The organism is Brevibacterium linens ATCC 9172 (assembly GCF_900169165.1).
Lineage (GTDB): Bacteria > Actinomycetota > Actinomycetes > Actinomycetales > Brevibacteriaceae > Brevibacterium > Brevibacterium linens.
Genome location: NZ_FXYY01000004.1, coordinates 129,435 through 150,021, shown reverse-complemented (window position 1 = coordinate 150,021; position 20,587 = coordinate 129,435). Strand labels below are relative to the sequence as shown.

General features: G+C 67.2%; 20 protein-coding genes. 15 read left to right on the top strand and 5 right to left on the bottom strand.

The window, feature by feature from the left end:
* Positions 1-20: 20 nt before the first annotated feature.
* The 3 genes from rplM to glmM all read left to right on the top strand — a co-directional run bounded on the left by rplM (position 21) and on the right by glmM (position 2,609).
* Positions 21-464 carry a 50S ribosomal protein L13 gene (gene rplM, locus BLIN9172_RS05365; protein WP_101554123.1) on the top strand — a complete coding sequence of 148 codons (444 nt, stop codon included), beginning with the start codon at positions 21-23 and terminating at the stop codon, positions 462-464.
* 32 nt (positions 465-496) lie between these two features.
* Positions 497-1,006 carry a 30S ribosomal protein S9 gene (rpsI, locus tag BLIN9172_RS05360; protein ID WP_025779545.1) on the top strand — a complete coding sequence of 170 codons (510 nt, stop codon included), beginning with the start codon at positions 497-499 and terminating at the stop codon, positions 1,004-1,006.
* Between the two features lie 250 nt (positions 1,007-1,256).
* Positions 1,257-2,609, top strand: a complete 1,353-nt coding sequence (gene glmM / locus BLIN9172_RS05355; protein ID WP_101554122.1) for a phosphoglucosamine mutase — start codon at positions 1,257-1,259, stop codon at positions 2,607-2,609.
* A gap of 43 nt (positions 2,610-2,652) precedes the next feature.
* Here the strand turns inward: glmM and BLIN9172_RS05350 are convergent, their stop codons facing one another.
* Together BLIN9172_RS05350 and coaA are read right to left on the bottom strand one after the other, a co-directional pair.
* Positions 2,653-4,515, bottom strand: coding sequence for an ABC transporter ATP-binding protein (locus tag BLIN9172_RS05350; RefSeq protein WP_101554121.1), 1,863 nt, complete (start codon positions 4,513-4,515; stop codon positions 2,653-2,655).
* A gap of 208 nt (positions 4,516-4,723) precedes the next feature.
* The gene (gene coaA, locus BLIN9172_RS05345; protein WP_025779539.1) at positions 4,724-5,761 is read right to left on the bottom strand and encodes a type I pantothenate kinase; all 1,038 of its coding nucleotides are present in this window, start codon (positions 5,759-5,761) and stop codon (positions 4,724-4,726) included.
* Positions 5,762-5,959: 198 nt separating this feature from the next.
* On the opposite strand from coaA, the gene glmS reads away from it, so the two are divergent.
* The 8 genes from glmS to BLIN9172_RS05305 all read left to right on the top strand — a co-directional run bounded on the left by glmS (position 5,960) and on the right by BLIN9172_RS05305 (position 14,603).
* The gene (gene glmS / locus BLIN9172_RS05340; protein ID WP_101554120.1) at positions 5,960-7,834 is read left to right on the top strand and encodes a glutamine--fructose-6-phosphate transaminase (isomerizing); all 1,875 of its coding nucleotides are present in this window, start codon (positions 5,960-5,962) and stop codon (positions 7,832-7,834) included.
* 73 nt (positions 7,835-7,907) lie between these two features.
* Positions 7,908-8,378, top strand: a complete 471-nt coding sequence (locus tag BLIN9172_RS05335; protein ID WP_101554119.1) for a holo-ACP synthase — start codon at positions 7,908-7,910, stop codon at positions 8,376-8,378.
* 76 nt (positions 8,379-8,454) lie between these two features.
* Entirely contained in the window at positions 8,455-9,768 is a 1,314-nt protein-coding gene (locus tag BLIN9172_RS05330; protein WP_101554118.1) for a M20 metallopeptidase family protein, read from the top strand.
* A 105-nt stretch (positions 9,769-9,873) separates the two neighbouring features.
* Positions 9,874-11,463, top strand: a complete 1,590-nt coding sequence (locus tag BLIN9172_RS05325; protein WP_101554117.1) for a bifunctional ADP-dependent NAD(P)H-hydrate dehydratase/NAD(P)H-hydrate epimerase — start codon at positions 9,874-9,876, stop codon at positions 11,461-11,463.
* Positions 11,464-11,492: 29 nt separating this feature from the next.
* Entirely contained in the window at positions 11,493-12,707 is a 1,215-nt protein-coding gene (gene alr / locus BLIN9172_RS05320) for an alanine racemase (RefSeq protein ID WP_101554116.1), read from the top strand.
* Positions 12,704-13,369 (top strand): tRNA (adenosine(37)-N6)-threonylcarbamoyltransferase complex ATPase subunit type 1 TsaE, encoded by a 666-nt coding sequence (gene tsaE / locus BLIN9172_RS05315; protein WP_101554115.1) that lies wholly within the window; start codon positions 12,704-12,706, stop codon positions 13,367-13,369. Before alr ends, tsaE begins: the two co-directional genes overlap by 4 nt.
* Positions 13,366-14,100: a tRNA (adenosine(37)-N6)-threonylcarbamoyltransferase complex dimerization subunit type 1 TsaB gene (tsaB, locus tag BLIN9172_RS05310; RefSeq protein WP_101554114.1), complete on the top strand. Its 735-nt coding sequence runs from the start codon at positions 13,366-13,368 to the stop codon at positions 14,098-14,100. The genes tsaE and tsaB overlap by 4 nt, the downstream gene beginning before the upstream one ends.
* On the top strand, positions 14,097-14,603 hold the full coding sequence (locus BLIN9172_RS05305; protein WP_101554113.1) for a GNAT family N-acetyltransferase: 507 nt from the start codon (positions 14,097-14,099) through the stop codon (positions 14,601-14,603). Before tsaB ends, BLIN9172_RS05305 begins: the two co-directional genes overlap by 4 nt.
* On the opposite strand, the gene BLIN9172_RS18065 is transcribed toward BLIN9172_RS05305, so the two are convergent.
* Positions 14,600-14,767 carry a hypothetical protein gene (locus BLIN9172_RS18065; protein ID WP_164742821.1) on the bottom strand — a complete coding sequence of 56 codons (168 nt, stop codon included), beginning with the start codon at positions 14,765-14,767 and terminating at the stop codon, positions 14,600-14,602. The genes BLIN9172_RS05305 and BLIN9172_RS18065 overlap by 4 nt on opposite strands.
* Between BLIN9172_RS18065 and BLIN9172_RS05300 the strand changes: the two genes are divergently transcribed.
* Genes BLIN9172_RS05300 through BLIN9172_RS05285 form a run of 4 tightly spaced genes read left to right on the top strand, consistent with a single transcriptional unit; the run spans position 14,761 to position 17,945 of the window.
* Positions 14,761-15,708: an aldo/keto reductase gene (locus tag BLIN9172_RS05300; protein WP_164742820.1), complete on the top strand. Its 948-nt coding sequence runs from the start codon at positions 14,761-14,763 to the stop codon at positions 15,706-15,708. The genes BLIN9172_RS18065 and BLIN9172_RS05300 overlap by 7 nt on opposite strands.
* Positions 15,705-16,280, top strand: a complete 576-nt coding sequence (locus tag BLIN9172_RS05295) for an SRPBCC family protein (RefSeq protein ID WP_101554112.1) — start codon at positions 15,705-15,707, stop codon at positions 16,278-16,280. Before BLIN9172_RS05300 ends, BLIN9172_RS05295 begins: the two co-directional genes overlap by 4 nt.
* Positions 16,277-17,356, top strand: a complete 1,080-nt coding sequence (gene tsaD, locus BLIN9172_RS05290) for a tRNA (adenosine(37)-N6)-threonylcarbamoyltransferase complex transferase subunit TsaD (protein ID WP_101554111.1) — start codon at positions 16,277-16,279, stop codon at positions 17,354-17,356. Before BLIN9172_RS05295 ends, tsaD begins: the two co-directional genes overlap by 4 nt.
* The gene (locus tag BLIN9172_RS05285; RefSeq protein ID WP_101554110.1) at positions 17,343-17,945 is read left to right on the top strand and encodes an NUDIX domain-containing protein; all 603 of its coding nucleotides are present in this window, start codon (positions 17,343-17,345) and stop codon (positions 17,943-17,945) included. Before tsaD ends, BLIN9172_RS05285 begins: the two co-directional genes overlap by 14 nt.
* Positions 17,946-18,074: 129 nt before the next feature.
* Here BLIN9172_RS05285 and BLIN9172_RS05280 read toward each other — a convergent pair whose 3' ends face one another.
* Together BLIN9172_RS05280 and BLIN9172_RS05275 are read right to left on the bottom strand one after the other, a co-directional pair.
* Positions 18,075-19,202 carry a glutamate--cysteine ligase gene (locus BLIN9172_RS05280; RefSeq protein WP_101554109.1) on the bottom strand — a complete coding sequence of 376 codons (1,128 nt, stop codon included), beginning with the start codon at positions 19,200-19,202 and terminating at the stop codon, positions 18,075-18,077.
* A gap of 282 nt (positions 19,203-19,484) precedes the next feature.
* The gene (locus tag BLIN9172_RS05275; protein WP_101554108.1) at positions 19,485-20,582 is read right to left on the bottom strand and encodes an ABC transporter ATP-binding protein; all 1,098 of its coding nucleotides are present in this window, start codon (positions 20,580-20,582) and stop codon (positions 19,485-19,487) included.
* Between the last annotated feature and the right edge of the window lie 5 nt (positions 20,583-20,587).

The following is a 20,587-nucleotide window of genomic DNA, read 5'->3' as shown; positions in this document are numbered from 1 at the left end:
ATACGAAAAGAAGGCTACTTTTGCGTACGTATACAGCTAAGCCCGGTGACGTTGAGCACCAGTGGCACGTCATTGACGCCACTGACCAGGTGCTCGGTCGCCTTGCTTCGCAGGTGGCACGCCTCCTGCGCGGCAAGCACAAGACCACGTTCACTCCGAACACGGACACCGGTGACTTCGTCATCATCATCAACGCCGACAAGGTCGCGCTGACAGGTGCGAAGCTCGAGAAGAAGCGCGCTTACCGTCACTCCGGTTACCCGGGTGGCCTCAAGAGCGTGAACTACGCCGAGCTCCTCGCCACCCACCCCGAGCGTGCAGTCGAGAAGGCTGTCGCCGGTATGGTCCCGAAGACTCGTCTCGGACGTGCCCAGATGCAGAAGCTGAAGGTCTATGCAGGTGCCGAGCACCCGCACGCCGCTCAGAATCCGCAGCCGTACGAACTCAGCCAGGTCGCGCAGTAAGCGCCTGAGCTCTAGACATCCCGAGGAGAACCGTGGCTGATACCACCAACGCGACAGAAACTGTCGAAGAAGAGATCACCGAATACACTTCCGAGACTCCCGCATCCGCTGGCCTGGGCGAAAGCACCGCCGGTGGACGTGGACAGTCCCTGACCGCTCCCGGCAACGGAGTCGGCCGCCGCAAGCAGGCAATTGCTCGCGTGCGCCTCGTCCCCGGCACCGGTGAGTGGACCATCAACGGACGTACTCTCGAAGAGTACTTCCCGAACAAGCTGCACCAGCAGCTCGTCAACGAGCCCTTCACCCTGCTCGACCTGGGCGGACGCTTCGACGTCATCGTCCGGATCTCCGGCGGTGGACCCTCCGGCCAGGCCGGCGCCGTCCGCCTCGGCGTGGCCCGTTCGCTCAACCAGATCGACGCGGAGTCCAACCGCGCCGAGCTGAAGAAGGCCGGATACCTCAGCCGCGATGCTCGCGTTCCTGAGCGCAAGAAGGCCGGTCTCAAGAAGGCCCGTAAGGCACCTCAGTTCTCGAAGCGCTGATCTCGCTGGCGAACCGACTGCGGCTGGTCTGCCACTGAGTCGCAGTCATCGACAGTTCAGCATCATGAACATGAGAATGCGGTCCCGAACCTGGTTCGGGGCCGCTTTTCTCATATCCGGACTCATCTCACACGGTCACTGACGTGGCCACGGGTGCACTCGGCCGCCTCGGTGAGGGTGCCGATATCACGGCCGACACCCCGCGGATCGACTAAGATCGACTCCGACATTGACGAAAGGATCCCCCACCATGTCTCGACTCTTCGGCACCGATGGAGTGCGCGGACTGGCCAATCGCGATATCTCGGCCAAACTCGCGCTCCAGCTCTCGGTCGCAGGTTCGCGCGTGCTCAGCCGCGGCTGGACGGGCGAGAAGCGCCCCTTCGCCGTGGTCGGACGTGACACGCGCGTGTCCGGCGAATTCCTCTCCGCCGCACTGAGCGCCGGCATCGCCTCGACGGGAGTCGACGTCCTCGACGCGGGCATGCTGCCGACGCCGGGCATCGCCCAGGTCGTCAAGGACACCGGTGCCGCCTTCGGCGTCGTCATCTCCGCCTCCCACAACCCCATGCCCGACAACGGCATCAAATTCTTCGCCGCAGGCGGAACGAAGCTCGACGACGCCGTCGAAGACGAGATCCTCGCCATCTTCGACCAGGACTGGGACCGTCCGACCGGCGCGGACGTCGGTCGCATCGCGCGCTACCCGGCCGCTGCCGACGAGTACACCGAACACCTTGTGCGCTGTGTCGACGCCGACAATGTGCGCCCGCTGTCGGGACTCAAGGTCGTCGTCGACTGCGCCCACGGTGCGGCCTCCGTCGTCGGACCCGCCGCACTGCGTCAGGCCGGCGCCGAAGTCATCGTCTCCGCCGCCGAACCCGACGGCTTCAACATCAACGACGGTGTCGGTTCGACCCACCTCGAACCGCTGCAGCGCCTCGTCGTCGAGACCCAGTCCGATCTGGGCGTGGCCTTCGACGGTGACGCCGACCGCTGCCTGGCCGTGGACTCGCTGGGCCGCGTCGTCAACGGCGACCAGGTCATGGGCATCCTCGCGATCGGGCTCAAGGAGCTCGGTGAGCTGCGTGGCAACACGCTGGTCACCACCGTCATGTCGAACCTGGGCCTGACGCAGGCGATGGACAAGTACGGCATCAACACCGTGCAGACGGCTGTCGGCGACCGCTACGTGCTCGAACGGATGCTCGCCGACGGGTATGCACTCGGCGGGGAACAGTCCGGACATGTGCTCATGCTCGATCACGGCACCACCGGCGACGGTGTGCAGACGGCCCTGCACCTGATGAAGCGGATGGCCGATGCCAAGCGCACCCTGGCCGACCTCGCCGCGGAGATCCCGCAGCTGCCGCAGGCGCTCGTCAACGTCAAGGGCGTGGACAAGAACAACGTCGATCACCCGCAGGTCGCCGCCGCGGTGGCCGCCGTCGAAGCCGAACTCGCCGATACCGGTCGCGTGCTGCTGCGTGCCTCGGGCACCGAACCGCTCATCCGCGTCATGGTCGAAGCTGCCACCGAGGACGCCGCCGCCGCCCAGGCCGAGCGCCTGGCCGCGTCGGTCAAGGAGCACCTCGCGCTGTAGAGCGGTCGTGCCAACGGCTGCGGCAGTGCCTTGCGGGGCGTCCTCAGCTCGAGGCGAACTGGGTGGCGTAGAGCTCGGCGTAGCGACCGCCGCGGCCGACCAGCTGCTCGTGGGTGCCGGATTCGACGATGCGACCGGCCTCGACGACGAGGAACGTGTCGGCCTGCCGGATCGTCGAGAGACGGTGGGCGATGACCAGAGCCGTCCGCCCGTGCATCGCCTGGGCCAGGGCCCGTTGGATCGCGGCCTCATTCGTCGAGTCCAACGCCGAGGTGGCCTCGTCGAGCACGACGATCTCCGGGGAGGCCAACAGCATCCGGGCGATCGTCAGCCGCTGACGTTCGCCCCCGGAGAGCCGGTACCCGCGCTCACCGACGACCGTATCCAGTCCATCGGGCAGAGCATCGATGACACCACGCAGCTGTGCCCGGTCGATGGCATCGAGCATCTGCTCCTCGGTGGCGTCGGGATTGACCAGCGCCAGGTTGGCCCGGATCGATTCGTGGAAGACATGGCCGTCCTGGGTGACGACGCCGACGGCCTCGCGCAGGTCGGCGAACGACAGGTCGCGGACATCGACTCCGCCGATGGTGATCGTCCCGCCCGTGACGTCGTAGAGCCGCGGCAGCAGCGAAGCGATCGTCGACTTGCCCGCACCTGAGGATCCGACGAGAGCGACGGTGTGCCCGGCGGGAATGGTGAAGCTCAGGTCGTGGAGAACCTCATCGCCGCCGCGGGTGTCGAGCACGGAGACGTCCTCGAGGCTGGCCAGGCTGACCTGCGAGGCGCTCGGGTAGGCGAAGTCGACGTGATCGAATGTCACATCCAGTCCACCGGCGGGCAGAGCCTTCGGCTGCGAGGGTTCCTTGAAATAGGGCACGAGATCGAGGATCTCGAATACGCGTTGGAAGGACACGACTGCGCTCTGGATGTCCAGACGTGCGTTGGCGAGCATCGTCAGCGGTGTGTAGAGCCGGGTGAGCAGCAGTGCCAGGGTCACGACCTGACCGGCGTTGAGGTTGCCGACGACCGCCTGCACACCGCCGACACCGTAGACGAGGGCCAGCGCCAGTGCAGAGACGAGAGTCAGGGACGAGACGAACGTCGACTGCAGCATTGCGACCTTGACGCCGATATCGCGGACCTGACCGGCGCGGTCGGCGAACTCCTCGTTCTCCTGCCGGGGATTGCCGAAGAGCTTGACCAGGGTGGCCCCGGCGGCGGAGAACCGTTCGGTCATGCGCGTCGACATATCGGCGGAGTTGTTCGCCGCTTCGAACTGCAGGGACGCGAGCTTTCCGCTGAGCATGCGGGTGGGGATGATGAACAGCGGCAGCAGCAGGATCGACAGCACGGTCACCTGCCAGGAGATCGTGACCATGACTCCGACGGTCAGAGCCAGGGAGACGAAGTTCGACACGATGCCGGACAGGGTGTTCGAAAATGCCCGCTGCGCACCGATGACATCCGTGTTGAGTCGGGAGACCAGGGCTCCGGTGCGGGTGCGATTGAAGAACGCGATCGGCATCGACTGGACGTGATCGTAGACGGCCGTGCGCAGATCGAAGATGAGTCCCTCGCCGATCCGTGAGGACAGGTACCGGTTCGTGATCGAGATGGCCGCATCGGCGATAGCCAACCCGCCGATGGCCACGGCCAGCCACACGACCGTGGACACGGGACCGCCGCCGGTGATGGCGTTGACGACGTCACCGGCGAGCACCGGATTGAGGACGCCGATGCCGGCGGTGAGCACGGACAGCAGCAGAAAGACGATGAGTTTGCGCTTGTGGCGAGTCGCATACCCGCCGATCCGCTTGTAGATACCCGGTTGGATGCGCGTCTCGGGGGTCTTCTTGCTCTTGACCGAGGAGTACATGAGGTGATGTGCGGACGGCACACTCATAGTGGGTCCCTTTCTGCTGCCGAAACGACCGAGCATGCACGGGGACTCCCGTGACGGCGCGGGGATCGCCCGCCTCCGGTCGCCGCCGCAGGCAGGTGGCCTGCTGACGGTGAGTGGTTCAGTGCACCCAGTGCAACCGCCGGAGGGGTGAAACTATTTCCTCACCGCCCGGCGACTCCAGTCAAAGAGCCCCGCCCGGCAGCCCTGCTCACAGCTTCCGCAGCTGCACCTTCCGGATGGTGTGGTCCGAGGACTTGTGGAGCACGAGGTCGGCGCGGCCGCGGCTGGGTTGGACGTTCTCGCGCAGGTTCGGGAAGTTGATGGAGTCCCAGATCTCCGTGGCCAGGGTGATCGCTTCGTCATCGTCGAGCTGCGAGTAGCGGTGGAAGTAGGAGTCCTCGTCCTGGAACGCGCCGTGCTTGAGTTTGAGGAACCGCGAGATGTACCACTGCCGGATATCGCGGGAGCGCGCATCGACGTAGACGGAGAAGTCGAAGTAGTCGCTGATGGCCAAGCCCACGGTTCCGTCCTGACGGGGGCGGGCGGGTTGGAGGACGTTGAGGCCTTCGACGATGAGGACATCGGGGGAGCGCACGACCACCTCGGCGCCGGGAACGATGTCGTAGGTGTGGTGCGAGTACACGGGAGCGCGGACCTCGGGGGCCCCGGATTTCACGGCGGAGATGAACTTGAGCAGCTTGCGCCGGTCGTACGATTCGGGGAATCCCTTCCGCCCGTTGAGGCGGCGACGGTCGAGTTCGGCATTGGGGTAGAGGAATCCGTCGGTGGTGATGAGCTCGACGCGCGGGGTGTCGGGCCAGCGGGCGAGCAGTTCGCGCAGCACACGTGCCGTCGTCGACTTGCCCACGGCCACGGAGCCGGCGACGCCGATGACGAAGGGCGTGCGTTTGGCGTCCTGCGGTTCCAGCCCGCGTTCGTGCAGCGGAGAGAAGAACTCCCTGGTCAGGTCGTGTTTCGCTCGACGTGCGGAGACGTAGAGATTGAGCAGACGGGACAGGGGCAGGTAGACCTGAGCCACCTCGTCGAGGTTGATCCGATCGCCGAGCCCGCGCAGCCGTTCGATGTCGCGCTGCTTCAGCGGCAGGGGAGTGGCCTGGGCGAGCGTGCCCCACACCTCCCGGTCGAATTCCCAGAACGGGGACGTCGTGTCCGGTTCGCTGCGCCGGGCGGTATTGAGTCCGGCGAGCTTGCGCGCACGGTCCAACTGAGGGTCGACATGGCTCATTCCCCCATTGTGTCACGCGTCATGTTCTGCCCCCGCGCCAGGTCGGGCAATGCTCTCACCCGCGACAGGTCGGGCAATGCCCTCACCCTCGCCGAGGCGGTCCCACCGTGCCCGCGTGCGCGTGCGGTTGGTCACGTTGACCCGATCGTGACTCGCCGAACTATACGAGAACGGGCGGGAGTGCGTAAAATCTCCCTCATGTGTGGAATCGTTGGCTATGTATCCAAGGCCCCCGTTGACAATGCCGATCACACGGCGCTCGATGTCGTGCTCGGCGGCCTGAAGAGGCTCGAATACCGCGGCTACGACTCGGCCGGTGTCGCGCTCGTGACCGAAGACGGTCAGCTCGCCTCGGCGAAGAAGGCCGGAAAGTTCTCCGCCCTGACCGAGGAGATCGAGGCCAACCCGCTGCCGGCGGCGCAGACCGGAATCGGCCACACCCGCTGGGCCACCCACGGTGGACCCACCGACGTCAACGCCCACCCGCACCTGGCCGACGGTGGGAAGCTCGCGCTCATCCACAACGGGATCATCGAGAACTTCGCCCACCTGAAGAAGGACCTCGTCGCCGAGGGCGTCGAATTCCTCTCCGAGACCGACACCGAGGTGGCCGCCGCCCAGCTGGCGAAGAACTACCGGGAGACCGGCGACCTCACCGCCGCGATGCGCAGGACCGCGACCGAACTCGAGGGCGCGTTCACCCTGCTCGCCGTCCACGCCGATGCTCCCGGTCAGGTCGTCGCCGCACGCCGGAACTCACCGCTGGTCATCGGCCTCGGCGAGGGGGAGAACTTCCTCGGCTCCGACGTCGCCGCGTTCATCGACTACACCCGCACAGCCGTTGAGATCGGCCAGGACGAAGTCGTCACCATCACCCCGGAGACGGTCACGATCACGGACACCGACGGCAACCCCGTCGAAGGTGAGCAGTTCGAGGTCGACTGGGACACCGCATCGGCGGAGAAGGGCGGCTTCGCGTCGTTCATGGACAAGGAGATCCACGATCAGCCACAGGCCGTGGCCGACACCCTGCTCGGCCGTCTCGACACCGAGGGCCGCCTGACGCTCGACGAGATGCACATCGACGAGAACGTGCTCAAGTCCGTGGACAAGATCGTCGTCATCGCCTGCGGCACCGCCGCGTACGCCGGTCAGGTCGCGAAGTACGCGATCGAGCACTGGTGCCGCATCCCCACCGAGGTGGAGCTCGCCCACGAATTCCGCTACCGGGATCCGGTGGTCACGGAGAAGACGCTCGTCGTGGCGATCTCGCAGTCCGGGGAGACCATGGACACGATCATGGCCGTCCGCCACGCCCGTCAGCAGGGCGCGAAGGTCATCGCGATCTGCAATACCTTCGGCTCGACGATTCCGCGCGAATCCGATGCCGCGCTCTACACCCACGCCGGCCCGGAGATCGCCGTGGCTTCGACGAAGGCCTTCCTGTCGCAGGTCGTCGCCTGCTATCTGCTCGGCCTCTACCTCGCCCAGCTGCGGGGCAATAAGTTCCGCGATGAGATCGCATCCATCCTCGCCGAGCTGCAGTCCATCCCGGAGAAGATCCAGCACATCCTCGACGAGACGAAGTCGCAGGTTCTGGCGCTGGCCGACCGCAATCAGGACGTCGACTCGGTGCTGTTCCTCGGCCGTCACGTCGGCTACCCGGTGGCGATGGAGGGTGCGCTCAAGCTCAAGGAGCTCGCGTACATCCACGCGGAGGGCTTCGCCGCCGGTGAGCTCAAGCACGGACCGATTGCGCTCATCGACGACGGTCAGCTCGTCATCATCGTCGTCCCCTCCAAACGCGGCCGCGATTCGCTGCATGCGAAGGTCATCTCGAACATCCAGGAAGTCCGCGCCCGCGGTGCGAACACCGTCGTCATCGCCGAGGAGGGCGACGAAGAGGTCGATCAGTTCGCCTCCGAGGTCATCTACGTGCCCGAGACGACGACGCTCATGGCGCCGCTGCTGACGACCGTTCCGCTGCAGATCTTCGCGATGGAGCTGGCCACGGCCAAGGGCCTCGACGTCGACCAGCCGCGCAACCTCGCGAAGTCGGTCACGGTCGAATGATCCGCCTCGGTGCCGGGCACGACAAGGGTCGGTCCGGCACCTGAGTCGGTCGGGTATCTGAGGAGGTTCGAGTATGGCGATTCTGGGCATCGGCACGGACATCGCCGACGTGCCGCGTTTCGCCGAGCACATCGAACGCGTGCCCGAACTCCTCGATCGCCTGCTCACCCCCGGTGAACAGCTCAAACGCAACGGCAAACGTCGGACCGATGCCTCCCTGGCTGCGCGGTTCTCCGCCAAGGAGGCGCTGAAGAAGGCGATCGGCTTCCCCGGATGGCTGCCGTGGCAGTCCGCCGAGGTGGTCCCCGCCAGATCCGGTGCGCCGAGTTTCCGTCTGCGCGGGCTCGTCCTCGAGCATTTTCGTGCCATCGGGGGCACGAACATCCACCTGTCGATCACCCACGATGCGCACCTGACGATGACGTTCGTCATCGCCGAGGGTGACGGGCCGTCGCTGAGCCGCGGGATCGAAGGCGCCGCTGAGCACTTCACCCACTCGATGTACGGGAAGGTATCGCGCCTGGGGGAGCGGCCGGAGCAGTAGTTGTTTCGGGGCGCAAGTCAGTGAGCAGGGTCGACATCCCGGCTGCGGTGGCAGCCGGTGGTAATAGACTCAAGGCATGAGCTCACTTCCCAACGCCGCCACCACCGCCGCCGACGACACCGTCACTCACACGGTCCCGACCCCCGTCGAGGCGGCCGCCACCTCCGTCCACCTGCCCACCGCCGATGACGCGAATGACATCGCGCCCGGCCTGGTCACCCTGCGCCGGGCGCTGCACGAGAACGTCGAGGTCGGACTCGACCTGCCGGTGACGCAGAAGCTCGTCCTCGACGCCATCGAAGGCCTCGACGTCGAGGTCACAACGGGGGAGAGGCTGTCGTCGATCGTCGTCGTCCTGCGCGGCGGTGCCCGCAAGGAGGACTCGACCGGCGTCGTGCCCGCCGTGCTCCTGCGCGGGGACATGGACGGACTGCCCGTCACCGAGGCGACCGGATTCGACTTCGCGGCCACCTCGGGGAGGATGCATGCCTGCGGCCACGATCTGCACACCGCCGGCCTCGTCGGGGCACTCAAACTCCTCCACCGTGACCGCGACTGCCTGCCCGGCGACGTCGTGTTCATGTTCCAGCCTGGTGAAGAGGGCTTCGACGGTGCCGGAAAGATGATCGACGAAGGAGTCCTCGACGCCGCGGGTCCCCGCGTCAAGGCCGCCTTCGGCATCCACGTCTCCGCCGACGCCGACCTCGGGGTCGCCAGCTCCCGTCCGGGTTCGTACATGGCGGCGTTTTCGAAGATGACGATCACCGTCAACGGCAAGGGCACGCACGCCTCCCGCCCGGCCACCGGCAAGGACCCCATCCAGGTCGGCGCGATGCTCGTGGGCCAGCTGCAGGAATACGTCACCCGCCGCTTCGACATCTTCGACCCGCTCGTGATCACCGTCGGCCAGTTCAACGGCGGCACCGCCCCCAACGTCGTCCCCGACTTCGCGACCTTGGTCGTCAGTGTGCGCACGTTCTCGGAAGCTGTGACGTCCCGCGCCGAGGCGGAGCTGCCTCAGCTCGTCCGTGACCTCGTCGCCGCCCACGGCCAGTCGGCCGACGTCGAGTACGAGCAGATCCTGCCGCCGACGATCAACGACGATGCCGAAGCCGAATTCTTCCTGGCGACCTTCACCGACCTCTTCGGTGAGGAGAGGACCGTGCGCAAGGCGAATCCGCTGCCCGGGTCCGAGGACTTCTCCCGGGTACTGGACGCCGTGCCCGGAGCCTATGGACACTTCGGAGTCGCGTTGCCGAATCTGCCGGTCTCCGAACGCGAAGCCAATCATTCCCCGCGCGCCCGCCACAGCGACGACGGCCTGGCCGATCAGGCACTGTTCCTCGCGCATCTGGCCGGGCGCCGGTTGGCGCAGTTGGCCGAGAGCTGAAGCGTTCGACCCTGGCACCGGTGCGTGAGAAGGCATACGGTGCAGGGATGAGCCCTGTGCAGGGCGACAACGAAGCAGGACCCGCGTCGTGAAGAGGAGCAGTCGATGAGTGTGTTCGCCTACCCGAGCGAGACCATCAGGGAGGCCGAGGTGCCTCTCCTCGAGGCCGGTGTCCCGCTCATGGCCCGGGCGGCCCGAGCGCTGGCGAACAGTGCGGCCGCCATGCTGAAGGCCGACTACGGACAGGTCACCGGCACTCGCGTGAGCGTACTGGCCGGGCCGGGCAACAACGCCGGGGACGCGCTCTTCGCCGCGGCGACACTGGGCAGGCGCGGTGCCGCCGTCACCATCATCACTCTCCTCGATCGCACTCACGGTGAGGGGCTGACTGCCGCGCGCCGTGCCGGGGCACAGGTCATCGCGTTCACATCGTCCGAGACCGAGGCCGACGCCGAGGCCGCCCGGGCCGACGCTCTGCGCGAACTCTCCCGCGCCCATCTCGTCCTCGACGGCATCCTCGGCACCGGCGGGCGACGCGGACTGCCCGACCACATCAGCTCACTCATCGCCGACTGGGCCCCGCACCGCACCGGCCGCCTCATTGCCGTCGACATCCCCTCCGACCTCGACCCGAACCACACCGGGGCCGAGAAACGACTCCACGCCGACCGCACTGTGACCTTCGGCGGACTCAAGACCGAACTCATCGATCCGCGCGTAGACGAGTTCACCGGAACCATCAACGTCATCGACATCGGCCTCGGCCTCGACCCCCGCTCGGCCGCCGCAGAGTTGCTCGATCGCGATGATCTCGTCTCCGAATTCCCCCGCCCCGATGCGACCGGGCACAAATACTCCCGCGGTGTCACCGGGGTCCTCGCCGGATCCGAGGACTACCCGGGTGCTGGAGTGCTCACCACCACCTCGGCGGTGAACACCGGAGCAGGGATGGTCCGTTACCTCGGCTCGCCGCTCGTGGCCGAATACGTCCTCGGACTCCACCCCGAGGTCGTCAGCGCCTCCGGCCGCATCGACGCCGTCGTCCTCGGCCCGGGCGACTCCGAGACCGAATTCGTCGACAACGTCGCCGAGGCACTGACCGGCAACCGCACCCCGGTCGTCGTCGACGCCGGCGGCCTCGACATGATCGCCCGGGCCGAATCGATGGCCGGCACCTGGCTGGCCGACCGACCGCTCATCATCACCCCGCACGCCGCCGAGCTGGCGCGGCTGCTCAGCCGCCTCCTCGGCGAGATCATCACCGCGGGTCGGATCGGGGCGAACCCGATGTGGTGGGCACAGCGGGCCGCGGAGCTGACGGGTGCGATCGTCCTGCTCAAGGGCCATCACACGGTCATCGCCGCTCCCGACGGACACCTCGTCCTGCCGGCACCTGGGCCGGGCAGCCTGGCCACGGCGGGCTCCGGGGACGTGCTCGCCGGTATCCTCGGCACGCTCGCCGCGATCACCGCCGCCCACAGTCGCTACGACAGCGACGACCGGATGCATCCGCCCCGCGAGTGGGCTCGCCTGGCCGGACTCGCAGTGCTTTTGCACAACGAGGCCGGCCGGCGTGCGGTGACCGCGTCCGGGTTCGCCGATGCCCTCGCCGAGGTGGTCGGCGAACTCATCCACGGCACCGACGCTGTGGGATCGGCCTCGTCCGGCCCCGGCAGCAGATCCCGATACTGCTGACGGGCGAGGGTCGGCGGTAGTCTTATCCAGTGACATCTTTCGACATCCCCGAGGCTCTCGTGCGGGCCGAGATCGACGAGGCGGCCCTGCGCGACAACGCCGCCGTCCTTGCCGATCGCCTCTCACCGGCCCGCCTCAAATGCGTCGTCAAGGCAAACGCCTACGGCCACGGCATCGACCTCATTGCACCCGCCCTCTTCTCGGCCGGATGGCGCGAGTTCTGCGTGGCCACGATCCCCGAAGCCCTTCGTCTGCGCAGCCTGCTCGGCCCCGAAGCGCAGATCCTCGCCTGGCTCTACGGACCCACCACCGACCTCGACGAAGCGGTGCGCGCCGACATCGAACTGGGCATTTCGACGGTCGGGGCTCTCGAACGGCTCGCCGAGGCGGCTCGCCGCACCGGCGTCACCGCCCGAGCCCATCTGAAGATCGACACCGGTCTCGGCCGCAACGGTCTGTCCCCGGAAGCCCTCGTCCGCGCCTTCGACTGGCTGCGCCGCCACGCCGACGACAGCCGCACTGATGACGCCGAAGCTCGCGCCGCCGCTGCCGATATCCGCGTCGTCGGGATCATGAGCCACTTCGCGGTCGCCGACGAACCCGAACGCCCAGAGACCGCAGCGCAGAGCGCGGTCTTCTCCTCCGCCCACGGGCAGCTGCGGGCAGTGCTCGACGCCGCGGACGGCCGCCTCGGCGAATCGGACGACCTGGATGTGCACATCGTGAACTCACCGGGTGCGCTCACCCTGGGACCGTGCCCGGGCACCTCGGCGCGGGTGGGGCTCGCCCTCTACGGTCTGTCCCCGCTCGACGACGGCGATCCGACGGTTCTCGGACTGCGACCGGTCATGCGGCTGGTCTCCACCGTCATCAATCTCAAGGACATTCCCGCAGGTCACGGTGCTTCCTACGGGCTGACGTTCACCGCTGCGACCGACACCCGGTTCGCGCTCGTGCCCGGTGGGTACGGGGACGGACTGCCGCGGGCGGCATCCAACCGCGCCGAGGTGGCCATCCGGGGTCGCCGCTATCCCGTCGTCGGGCGCATCGCCATGGATCAGATGATCATCGACATCGGCGCCGGCAACGAAGAGGTGGCCATCGGCGACGAGGTCGTCATCTTCGGTCCCGGTGGGCCGAGCGCGGCCGAATGGGGGACCTGGGCGAACACGATCAATTACGAAATCGTCACCCAGCTCAGCGCCCGCGTCGACCGGGTCGCCCGGAAGGGAGACGGACGATGAGGGTCCATCTCGAATCCCTGGAGCAGATGCGCACGTTCGCTGCGGCCCTGGCCGAGCACCTGCGCGCCGGTGACCTGCTCATCCTCACGGGCAACCTCGGTGCGGGGAAGACGACATTCACCCAATCGCTGGGCAAGACCCTCGACGTGGCCGGGCGGATCACCTCACCGACGTTCGTCATCGCCCGCGAACATCCGTCGCGGACGGGCGGACCCGCCCTCGTCCACGTCGACGCGTACCGCTTGGCCGACGGGGAGGAGCTCGAGGACCTCGACCTCGACTCCGAACTGGACGAGTCGATCACGGTCGTCGAATGGGGTGCCGGGATGGCCGAACAGCTCAGCAGCGATCATCTCGACATCACCATCACCCCGGTATGGGACGAGATCGCCGAGGGCGGGAAGGCCGACGGTGAGCCGGTCGGCGCGAATGACGAGGACGAACCCGAGGACGAGCCCGAGGACGAGCCCGAGGACGCACCCGAGGACGAGCCCGAGGCCGAGCGGCGCACCGTCGACCTCACCGGTCGCGGAGCTGCCTGGGCCGAGCGGATGCCCGCGGTTGAGGCCGCTGTCTCAGCACTGGCAGGCGTGAGAGTCGACGACCTGAGCCCTGCAGATCTGCCTGCCGAGGACTTCGCGAATGAGGGAGACGAATCATGATCATTCTGGCCATCGACACCTCGCAGTCGGCCTCCGTGGCGCTGGTGGACACGGACACCGGTTCGATCATCGCTGCCGAACACGCCGATGACCAGCGGCGGCATGTCGAGTTCATCGGTCCCGCGCTCGCCAGTGTGCTCGCCGAGGATTCCCAACCCGAACTCGTCGTCGTCGGCATCGGTCCTGGTCCCTTCACCGGACTGCGGGTCGGCATCGCCGCCGGAATCGCCGTCGGTCAGGCCCACGGGATCCCCGTCAAGGGACTGCTGTCCCAAGCCGCGATCGCCGAAGAGTTCGTGCGCAGCGCCGCTGACCTGGCGACGCCTGCATCTCAGGTCGCATCGCCCGCGGCGAACGAATCCGGCCGGCCCGTCCTCATCGCCTCCGACGCCCGCCGCAAAGAGGTCTACTTCAGCGTCTACGACTCCACCGATGCCACACTGAGCGCAGGACCTTTTGTGGCGAAACCGGCCGAGGTCGCCTCGGTTCTCGCCGACAACGGCTTTCGGCTCGAAACGATCGAGGAGAGGCTCGGCCGTGGGTTCCTCCTCTATCCGGACATTCTCGGAGAGCCGAGCGTCGAGTTGATCACCGATCCCCGTGCCGAATACCTCGCCCTCGCCGCGGCACGGGAACTCACCGCCGGCCGAGAACTGCGCGAACCGATTCCCGAATACCTGCGCGAAGCCGATGCGAAGGCAACCCCGGTGCGGGAGAGCTCACTGAGATGACGTCCACGACCATCGCTGAGCTTCCCTGGTGGGACCTCGCCGAGGTGGCCGACCACGATGCGGCGATCTTCGGCCCGACCGCGTGGACGCTCGGCTACTACTGGTCGGTGAAGGCACAGAACGGCACGATCATGCTCGCCGCCAGAGCCGCCTCGGCGGACGATTCGGATGCGGACTCCACAGCCTCAGGCGAGGACGCCACCGCCTCGGCGGGGGAGCTGGCCGGATGGATCGTCATGTCAGGGGCCGGTGCGGAAGCCGATGTGATGACGATCGCCACCACCGAGGCGGCACGCGGCCAGGGCATCGGCCGCGCCCTGCTGCGGGCGGGAATCGACTGGGCGAAGGACCGCGGGGCCGAGGTCGTCCACCTCGAAGTCGACGAACGCAACACCGCGGCGCTGGAGATGTACGCAGCCTTCGGATTCGAGGAATGGGGACGGCGCCCGGACTACTATCCGGGAGCCGCGGGAATCCTCATGCGTCTGCGGATCCGAACCTAGGCCACCGCAGCCGCGCGGTGGCCGGTCGCCTCGGTGAGGCCGACCATGAACACGGTGTGCTCGGCATCAATGCACAGCGATGCCGTGGCCTGACCCGAGCTCCGGGTTGATGATCCGGTCCCGAAGTCGTGGAGGTCGAACGGGTAGTCTGGAGGGTATGACACGTGTGCAATTGGCAGATACCGATCTCTTCGTCCACCCTCTTCAGCTGGGCGGCAACCCCTTCGGCTGGGGTGCGGATCGGGATCAGAGCTTCGCCGTCCTCGACGCCTATGCCGAGGCCGGTGGAAATTTCATCGACACCGCGGATGCGTATTCGGCCTGGGTCGAGGGGAACTCGGGCGGAGAGTCCGAGACCATCATCGGCGAATGGATGAAGGCGCGCGGCAACCGCGACGACATGGTCATCGCCACCAAGGTCGGCATGCACCCGAAGGGCCGGGGCCTCGACCCGGCGAACATCCGCAACTGCGTCGACGACTCGCTGCGCCGACTCGGCACCGACCACATCGACGTCTACTACGCCCACAGAGACGATGACGAGGTCGACCAGGTCGCCGTCGCCGAGACCTTCGACGCTCTCGTCCGCTCCGGCAAGGTCAGCTACCTCGGAGCATCGAACTTCAGCCTCGAACGTCTGCAGAAGGCCCGGAAGATCTCGACGAAGTTCTCGCTTGCCTGCTATCGGGTCGTCCAGGACCGGTTCAACCTCGTCTCCCGTGCCGCCGTCGATCCGCAGAAGCAGGCGTACCTGCGCGCTGAGGGCATCGCCGAACTGCCGTTCCACTCGCTGGCGTCGGGGTTCCTCACCGGCAAACACACCGGCGGAGACGCCACCGGCAGCGTCCGCGGTGACCGTGTGGCCGATTTCGTCGACGACCAGAAAGCCCTCGGCGCCCTCGAAGCCCTCCATGATGTCGCCGCCGACCACGGAGCGTCGATGACGGCCACGGCCATCGCCTGGCAGCTCACGCACGATTTCATCCCCTCGACGATCGCCTCGGCACGTGTGCCCGAACAGCTCACCGAGCTGCTTGCCGGCACGGAGCTGCAGCTGAGCGCGGATGAGAAAGCCACCCTCGACGGAGCCTGGGTCGAAGCATGAGCGAGCCCAGCCCCCGCCTGGTCACCTGGGAAAACGGCACCGACCTCGTCATCGAGCTGCTCCTGGCCCGCGACGTCGAAACGGTGTGGAACGCACTGACCGATGCCGAGACCGCAGGAACATGGTTCGCGCCGTTCCGCCTCGGCGAGGAAACGGCAGATACGGGCGACGACGGCGATGGGCCAGCTTCCCGGCCGCTGACCTTCGAGCTCGAAGACGCCGACTTGGACGGCTCCGTCCTCAGCTGCGACGACTACGACCACGTGCTGCTCGAACTCGAAGCCTTCGGAGTCCTCGGCATTCGACTCCTGCCGGTCGAAGGAGATTCGGGTGACGAGAGCCTGCTGGTGTTCACCCACACCGCCGCCGATGTCGAATCTGCCCGAGGCCAGGCAGCCGATTTCGGTCCCATGTGGGACACGCACCTGCGCCTGTTCGCCCGCGCCCTCGGCATCGACATCGCCGAGGCGACCGAACCCGAACTCGTCGCCGCCTATTCCGATCTCTCGCTCGAGGCTGCGGATTCCGGGGACGGCACGGATTCGGCCGACGCTGACGAGGACGAAGCATGAGCGAACCACTCGTCCTCGGCATCGAATCCTCGTGCGACGAGACCGGGGTCGGCATCGTCCGCGGCCGCACGCTGCTGACGAACACCGTGTCCTCGTCGATGGACGAACATATCCGCTTCGGCGGAGTCGTGCCCGAGGTCGCCTCCCGCGCTCATGTGCAGGCCATCGGCCCCGCCATCGCCTCGGCATGTGAGGCCGCCGAGGTGGAGCTGTCCGACATCGACGCCATCGCCGTCACCGCCGGGCCGGGTCTCTCCGGTGCACTCATGGTCGGGGTCGGCGCGGCCAAAGGCCTTGCCGCCGCTCTGGGCAGACCTCTCTACGGCGTGAACCATCTGGCCGCGCACGTCGCCGTCGATCTCGTCGCCGAGGATGTCGACGGGCTGACCACGCCGACCATCGCCCTGCTCGTCTCGGGCGGTCACACCGAGATTCTGCGCATCGGAGATGTCGTCGACGACATCGAGCTCCTCGGCGCCACGATCGACGATGCCGCAGGTGAGGCCTTTGACAAGACCGCGCGTCTGCTGGGGCTGAACTATCCCGGCGGCCCGAACATCTCGAAGGCGGCCCTCGGTCTGCTCGACGGCACCGGAGTCCCCGGCGACCGGAAGGCAGTGAAGTTCCCGCGCGGACTGGCGAAGAAACAGGACCTTCGGGACCCCGAGCGTCGGTATAACTTCTCGTTCTCCGGGCTCAAGACCGCTGCACTGCGCGAGGTGACGAAGGCCGAGACTCTGGGCGCGGACCTGCGGGTGGCCGATATCGCCGCCGGGTTCGAAGATGCTGTCGTCGACGTGCTCGTGACCAAGACTCTGCTGGCGGCAGCCGACACCGGCATCAACCATGTCGTGCTCGGGGGAGGAGTGGCCGCGAACTCGCACCTGCGTGAGGTGCTCGCGGCTCGCTGCGCCGAGGCGGGCGTGACTCTGCGGGTGCCGCCCTTGACACTGTGCACGGACAATGGAGCCATGGTCGCAGCCCTCGGCGCGGAGCTTGTCTCCCGCGGAATCGGGCCGAGCGACCTGTCCTTCGCCGCCGTCTCCTCTTTGGATGTCGATCATGTCCTCGTCTGAGAACGAAGAGACCCGAGCCGGCGACGAGGCTGCCAGCAGCGCTGCGCACGATGCGGCGATCGACGCCGCCGAACGCAACGCACAGGCGGCGAAGTCCACACATCTGCCTGACGGTCGGCCGCCTCGGCGATCCGGTGATGGGTGGACGTACGGGTCCGATGGGAAGAAGCATTGGGGGCTCAATGGGGCCGCGGGGCTCATGCTCGTCGATCCCGAGCGCGGGGTGCTCATGCAGCACCGGGCGCTGTGGTCGGTCGAGGGCGGGACCTGGGGCTTCCCCGGCGGCGCCCGCGATATGGGCGAGTCGGCCATCGACGCCGCGGTCCGGGAGTCGTGGGAAGAGGCCGGGGTGCCCGACCAGGACGGATCGGGCATCGAGATCCTCGAGACGCATGTCCTCGACCTCGGCACCTGGAGCTACACCACGGTGATCGCGAAGACCCTGCGCCGCTTCGACGCCGTCATCAACGACCCCGAGAGCATCCAGCTGTCGTGGGTGCCGGTGGACGAGCTCGAGGATTTTGAGCTGCACCCGGGAGTCGCCGCTGCGCTGCCGACGCTGCTGGAACTGCTGCGCCCGCACCTGTGACCGGGCGCCCGCCTGCCTGCTGCCGCCTGCTTGCTGCCGAGAAACGGGTAGCGTGTCGAAAAACGGGTGCGCACGTGCGTTTCTCGACACTCCACCCGTGTCTCGACGGACGGCTGCTCGCCCAGCCCCTCAGCTGTACGAGTTGCGCAGGTCGCCGATGAGCGAGCGGGTCACCTCGGTGAGCGAGCCCGTGGTCCCAAAGACCTTCTGTAGGCGCTGGTAGGGCACGCCTCGTTCGATGATCGAGGTGATCGAGTGCAGCTCGTCGACACAGCCGAGGCGTTCGGCAACGGGCGTGAGTCGTTCGACCTCGTCGGCGAGGCACTCGGTGACGAGACGCTCGTCGGCCGCGGCGTTTTCGATGATGATCGCGTCCATGCCGTAGCGGGCGGCGCGCCATTTGTTCTCGTTGTGGAACCAATCCGGCATCGTCGGCAGGGTCTCACCGGCGTCGAGGCGTTCGGACATGTCATCGACGAGGCACTGGATGAACGCAGTGACAGCGAGGATCTCCTCGAGGGTCGGCAGTCCGTCGCAGACGCGGACCTCGACGGTGCCCCAGTGCGGGGCGGGGCGGATGTCCCAGCGGATCTCGTTGATATTGTCGATGATCCCGGTGGTGAGCATATCGTCGACGTACTTCTCGTAGTCCGCCCACGCATCGAACTGGAACGGCAGACCCGCCGTGGGCAGCTGCTGGAACATCATCGCCCGGTTCGAGGCATAGCCGGTGTCAGTCCCGCCCCAGAACGGAGACGATGCGGACAGTGCCTGCAGGTGAGGGACATAGGCGAGCAGCGCGTTGACGATCGGCAGCACCTTGTCGCGCGAGTCGATGCCGACGTGGACGTGGACTCCGAAGATCAGCATGTTCCGCCCCCACCACTGGGTGCGATCGACGAGTTCGAGGTAACGGTCCTTCGCCCTGACCTCCTGCGACTGCCACTGGGCGAACGGGTGGGTGCCCGCCGACATCAGTTCGACGCCGCGCGCCTCGGTCAGCGTCCGCAGCGCTCCGAGCGAGGTGGCCAGGTCATCCGCAACGGTCGACACCTGGGTGTGCACGCCGGTGACGAGTTCGATGGTGTTCGTGAGCATCTCACCGACGATGTGCTTCTCGAACTCGGGCGCATGCTCGGCCACATCCGCCAACAGAGTCTCGGCAGCCGGAGTCAGGTCCAGGCTGCGAGAATCCAGCAGAGCCAGTTCCCACTCGACACCGAGGGTGGAGCGGGCAGAGCGTGCGAAATCGACCATGATCCGATCATAATCGCGCACGCTCGATTCGCCTGACTCAGCGGCGAGATTCGGCCTGTGTGATGTCCCGCATTCGCTCCCCGAGGCGGCTCTGCCGTCCCGCGATGCGCTCGCTTCCCTTGCCCCGCCGATCACGGCGCCCGACCAGCCAAGCATGGCCCCCGGCTCGCCGATCACGCAGCGCGACCCGTCGATCACGCAGCGCGACCCGTCGATCACGCAGCGCGGCGTGCCGTACGCTCGCGTCCCTCGCCCCGCCGAGCACGGCGCCCGGCCCGCCGATCACGCAGCGCGGCGTGCGTCCTCGGCCAGGCGGCTGCCCGAAGCGGTGTCGAAGAGGTGCAGGCGTGCGGCATCGGGAGCCACGCGCACGGTGTCACCGCGGCGAATGGTCGACCGACCGGCGACACGTGCCACGACCGTCTTCACGCCCGAGGCCAGTCCCGCACGACCGTGGACGAAGGCATCGGCGCCGAGCTCCTCGACGAGATCGACGGTGACCTCGAGGCCTTGAGTCTCGGTGACCTGCAGGTCCTCCGGTCGGATGCCGACGGTGACGGTCTCACCCGTGACCTGGTCACGCTGCTCCGCCGTCAGGGACAGTTCGACATCGCCGAGGCGCAGCGACGTTCCCTCGACAGACACGTCGATGAGGTTCATCGCCGGCGAGCCCATGAAGCCCGCGACGAAGAGATTCGCCGGACGATCGTAGAGATTCGCTGGAGTGTCCACCTGCTGCAGCCGGCCATCGGCGAGGACCGCGACCCGGTCGCCCATCGTCATCGCCTCCACCTGATCGTGGGTGACGTAGACCGTGGTGACACCGAGGCGGCGAGTCAGGGAGGCGATCTGCGCGCGGGTCTGCACACGCAGCTTCGCATCGAGGTTCGACAGCGGCTCGTCCATGAGGAAGACCTGCGGGGAGCGGACGATGGCGCGTCCCATCGCCACCCGCTGTCGCTGACCGCCGGACAGTGCCTTGGGTTTGCGGTCGAGGTACGGCTCCAGGTCGAGCAGCCGCGCGGCTTCGGCGACGCGCTGATCGCGTTCCTGCTTGGCGACTCCCGCGATCTTGAGCGCAAACGCCATGTTCTCGCGCACGCTCATGTGCGGGTAGAGCGCATAGTTCTGGAACACCATCGCAATGTCCCGTTCCCTCGGGGAGAGGTCCGTGACATCGTGGTCGCCGATGCGGATGTGCCCGGAGTCGACGGGTTCGAGCCCGGCGAGCATGCGCAGGGTCGTCGACTTCCCGCAGCCCGAGGGGCCGACGAGGACGAGGAACTCCCCGTCGGCGATATCGAGGCTGACCTCGTCGACGGAGGGTTTGAGCGCCTCGGGATACTGACGCAGTGCTTTGTCGAAGGTGACAGTGGCCATTGTTC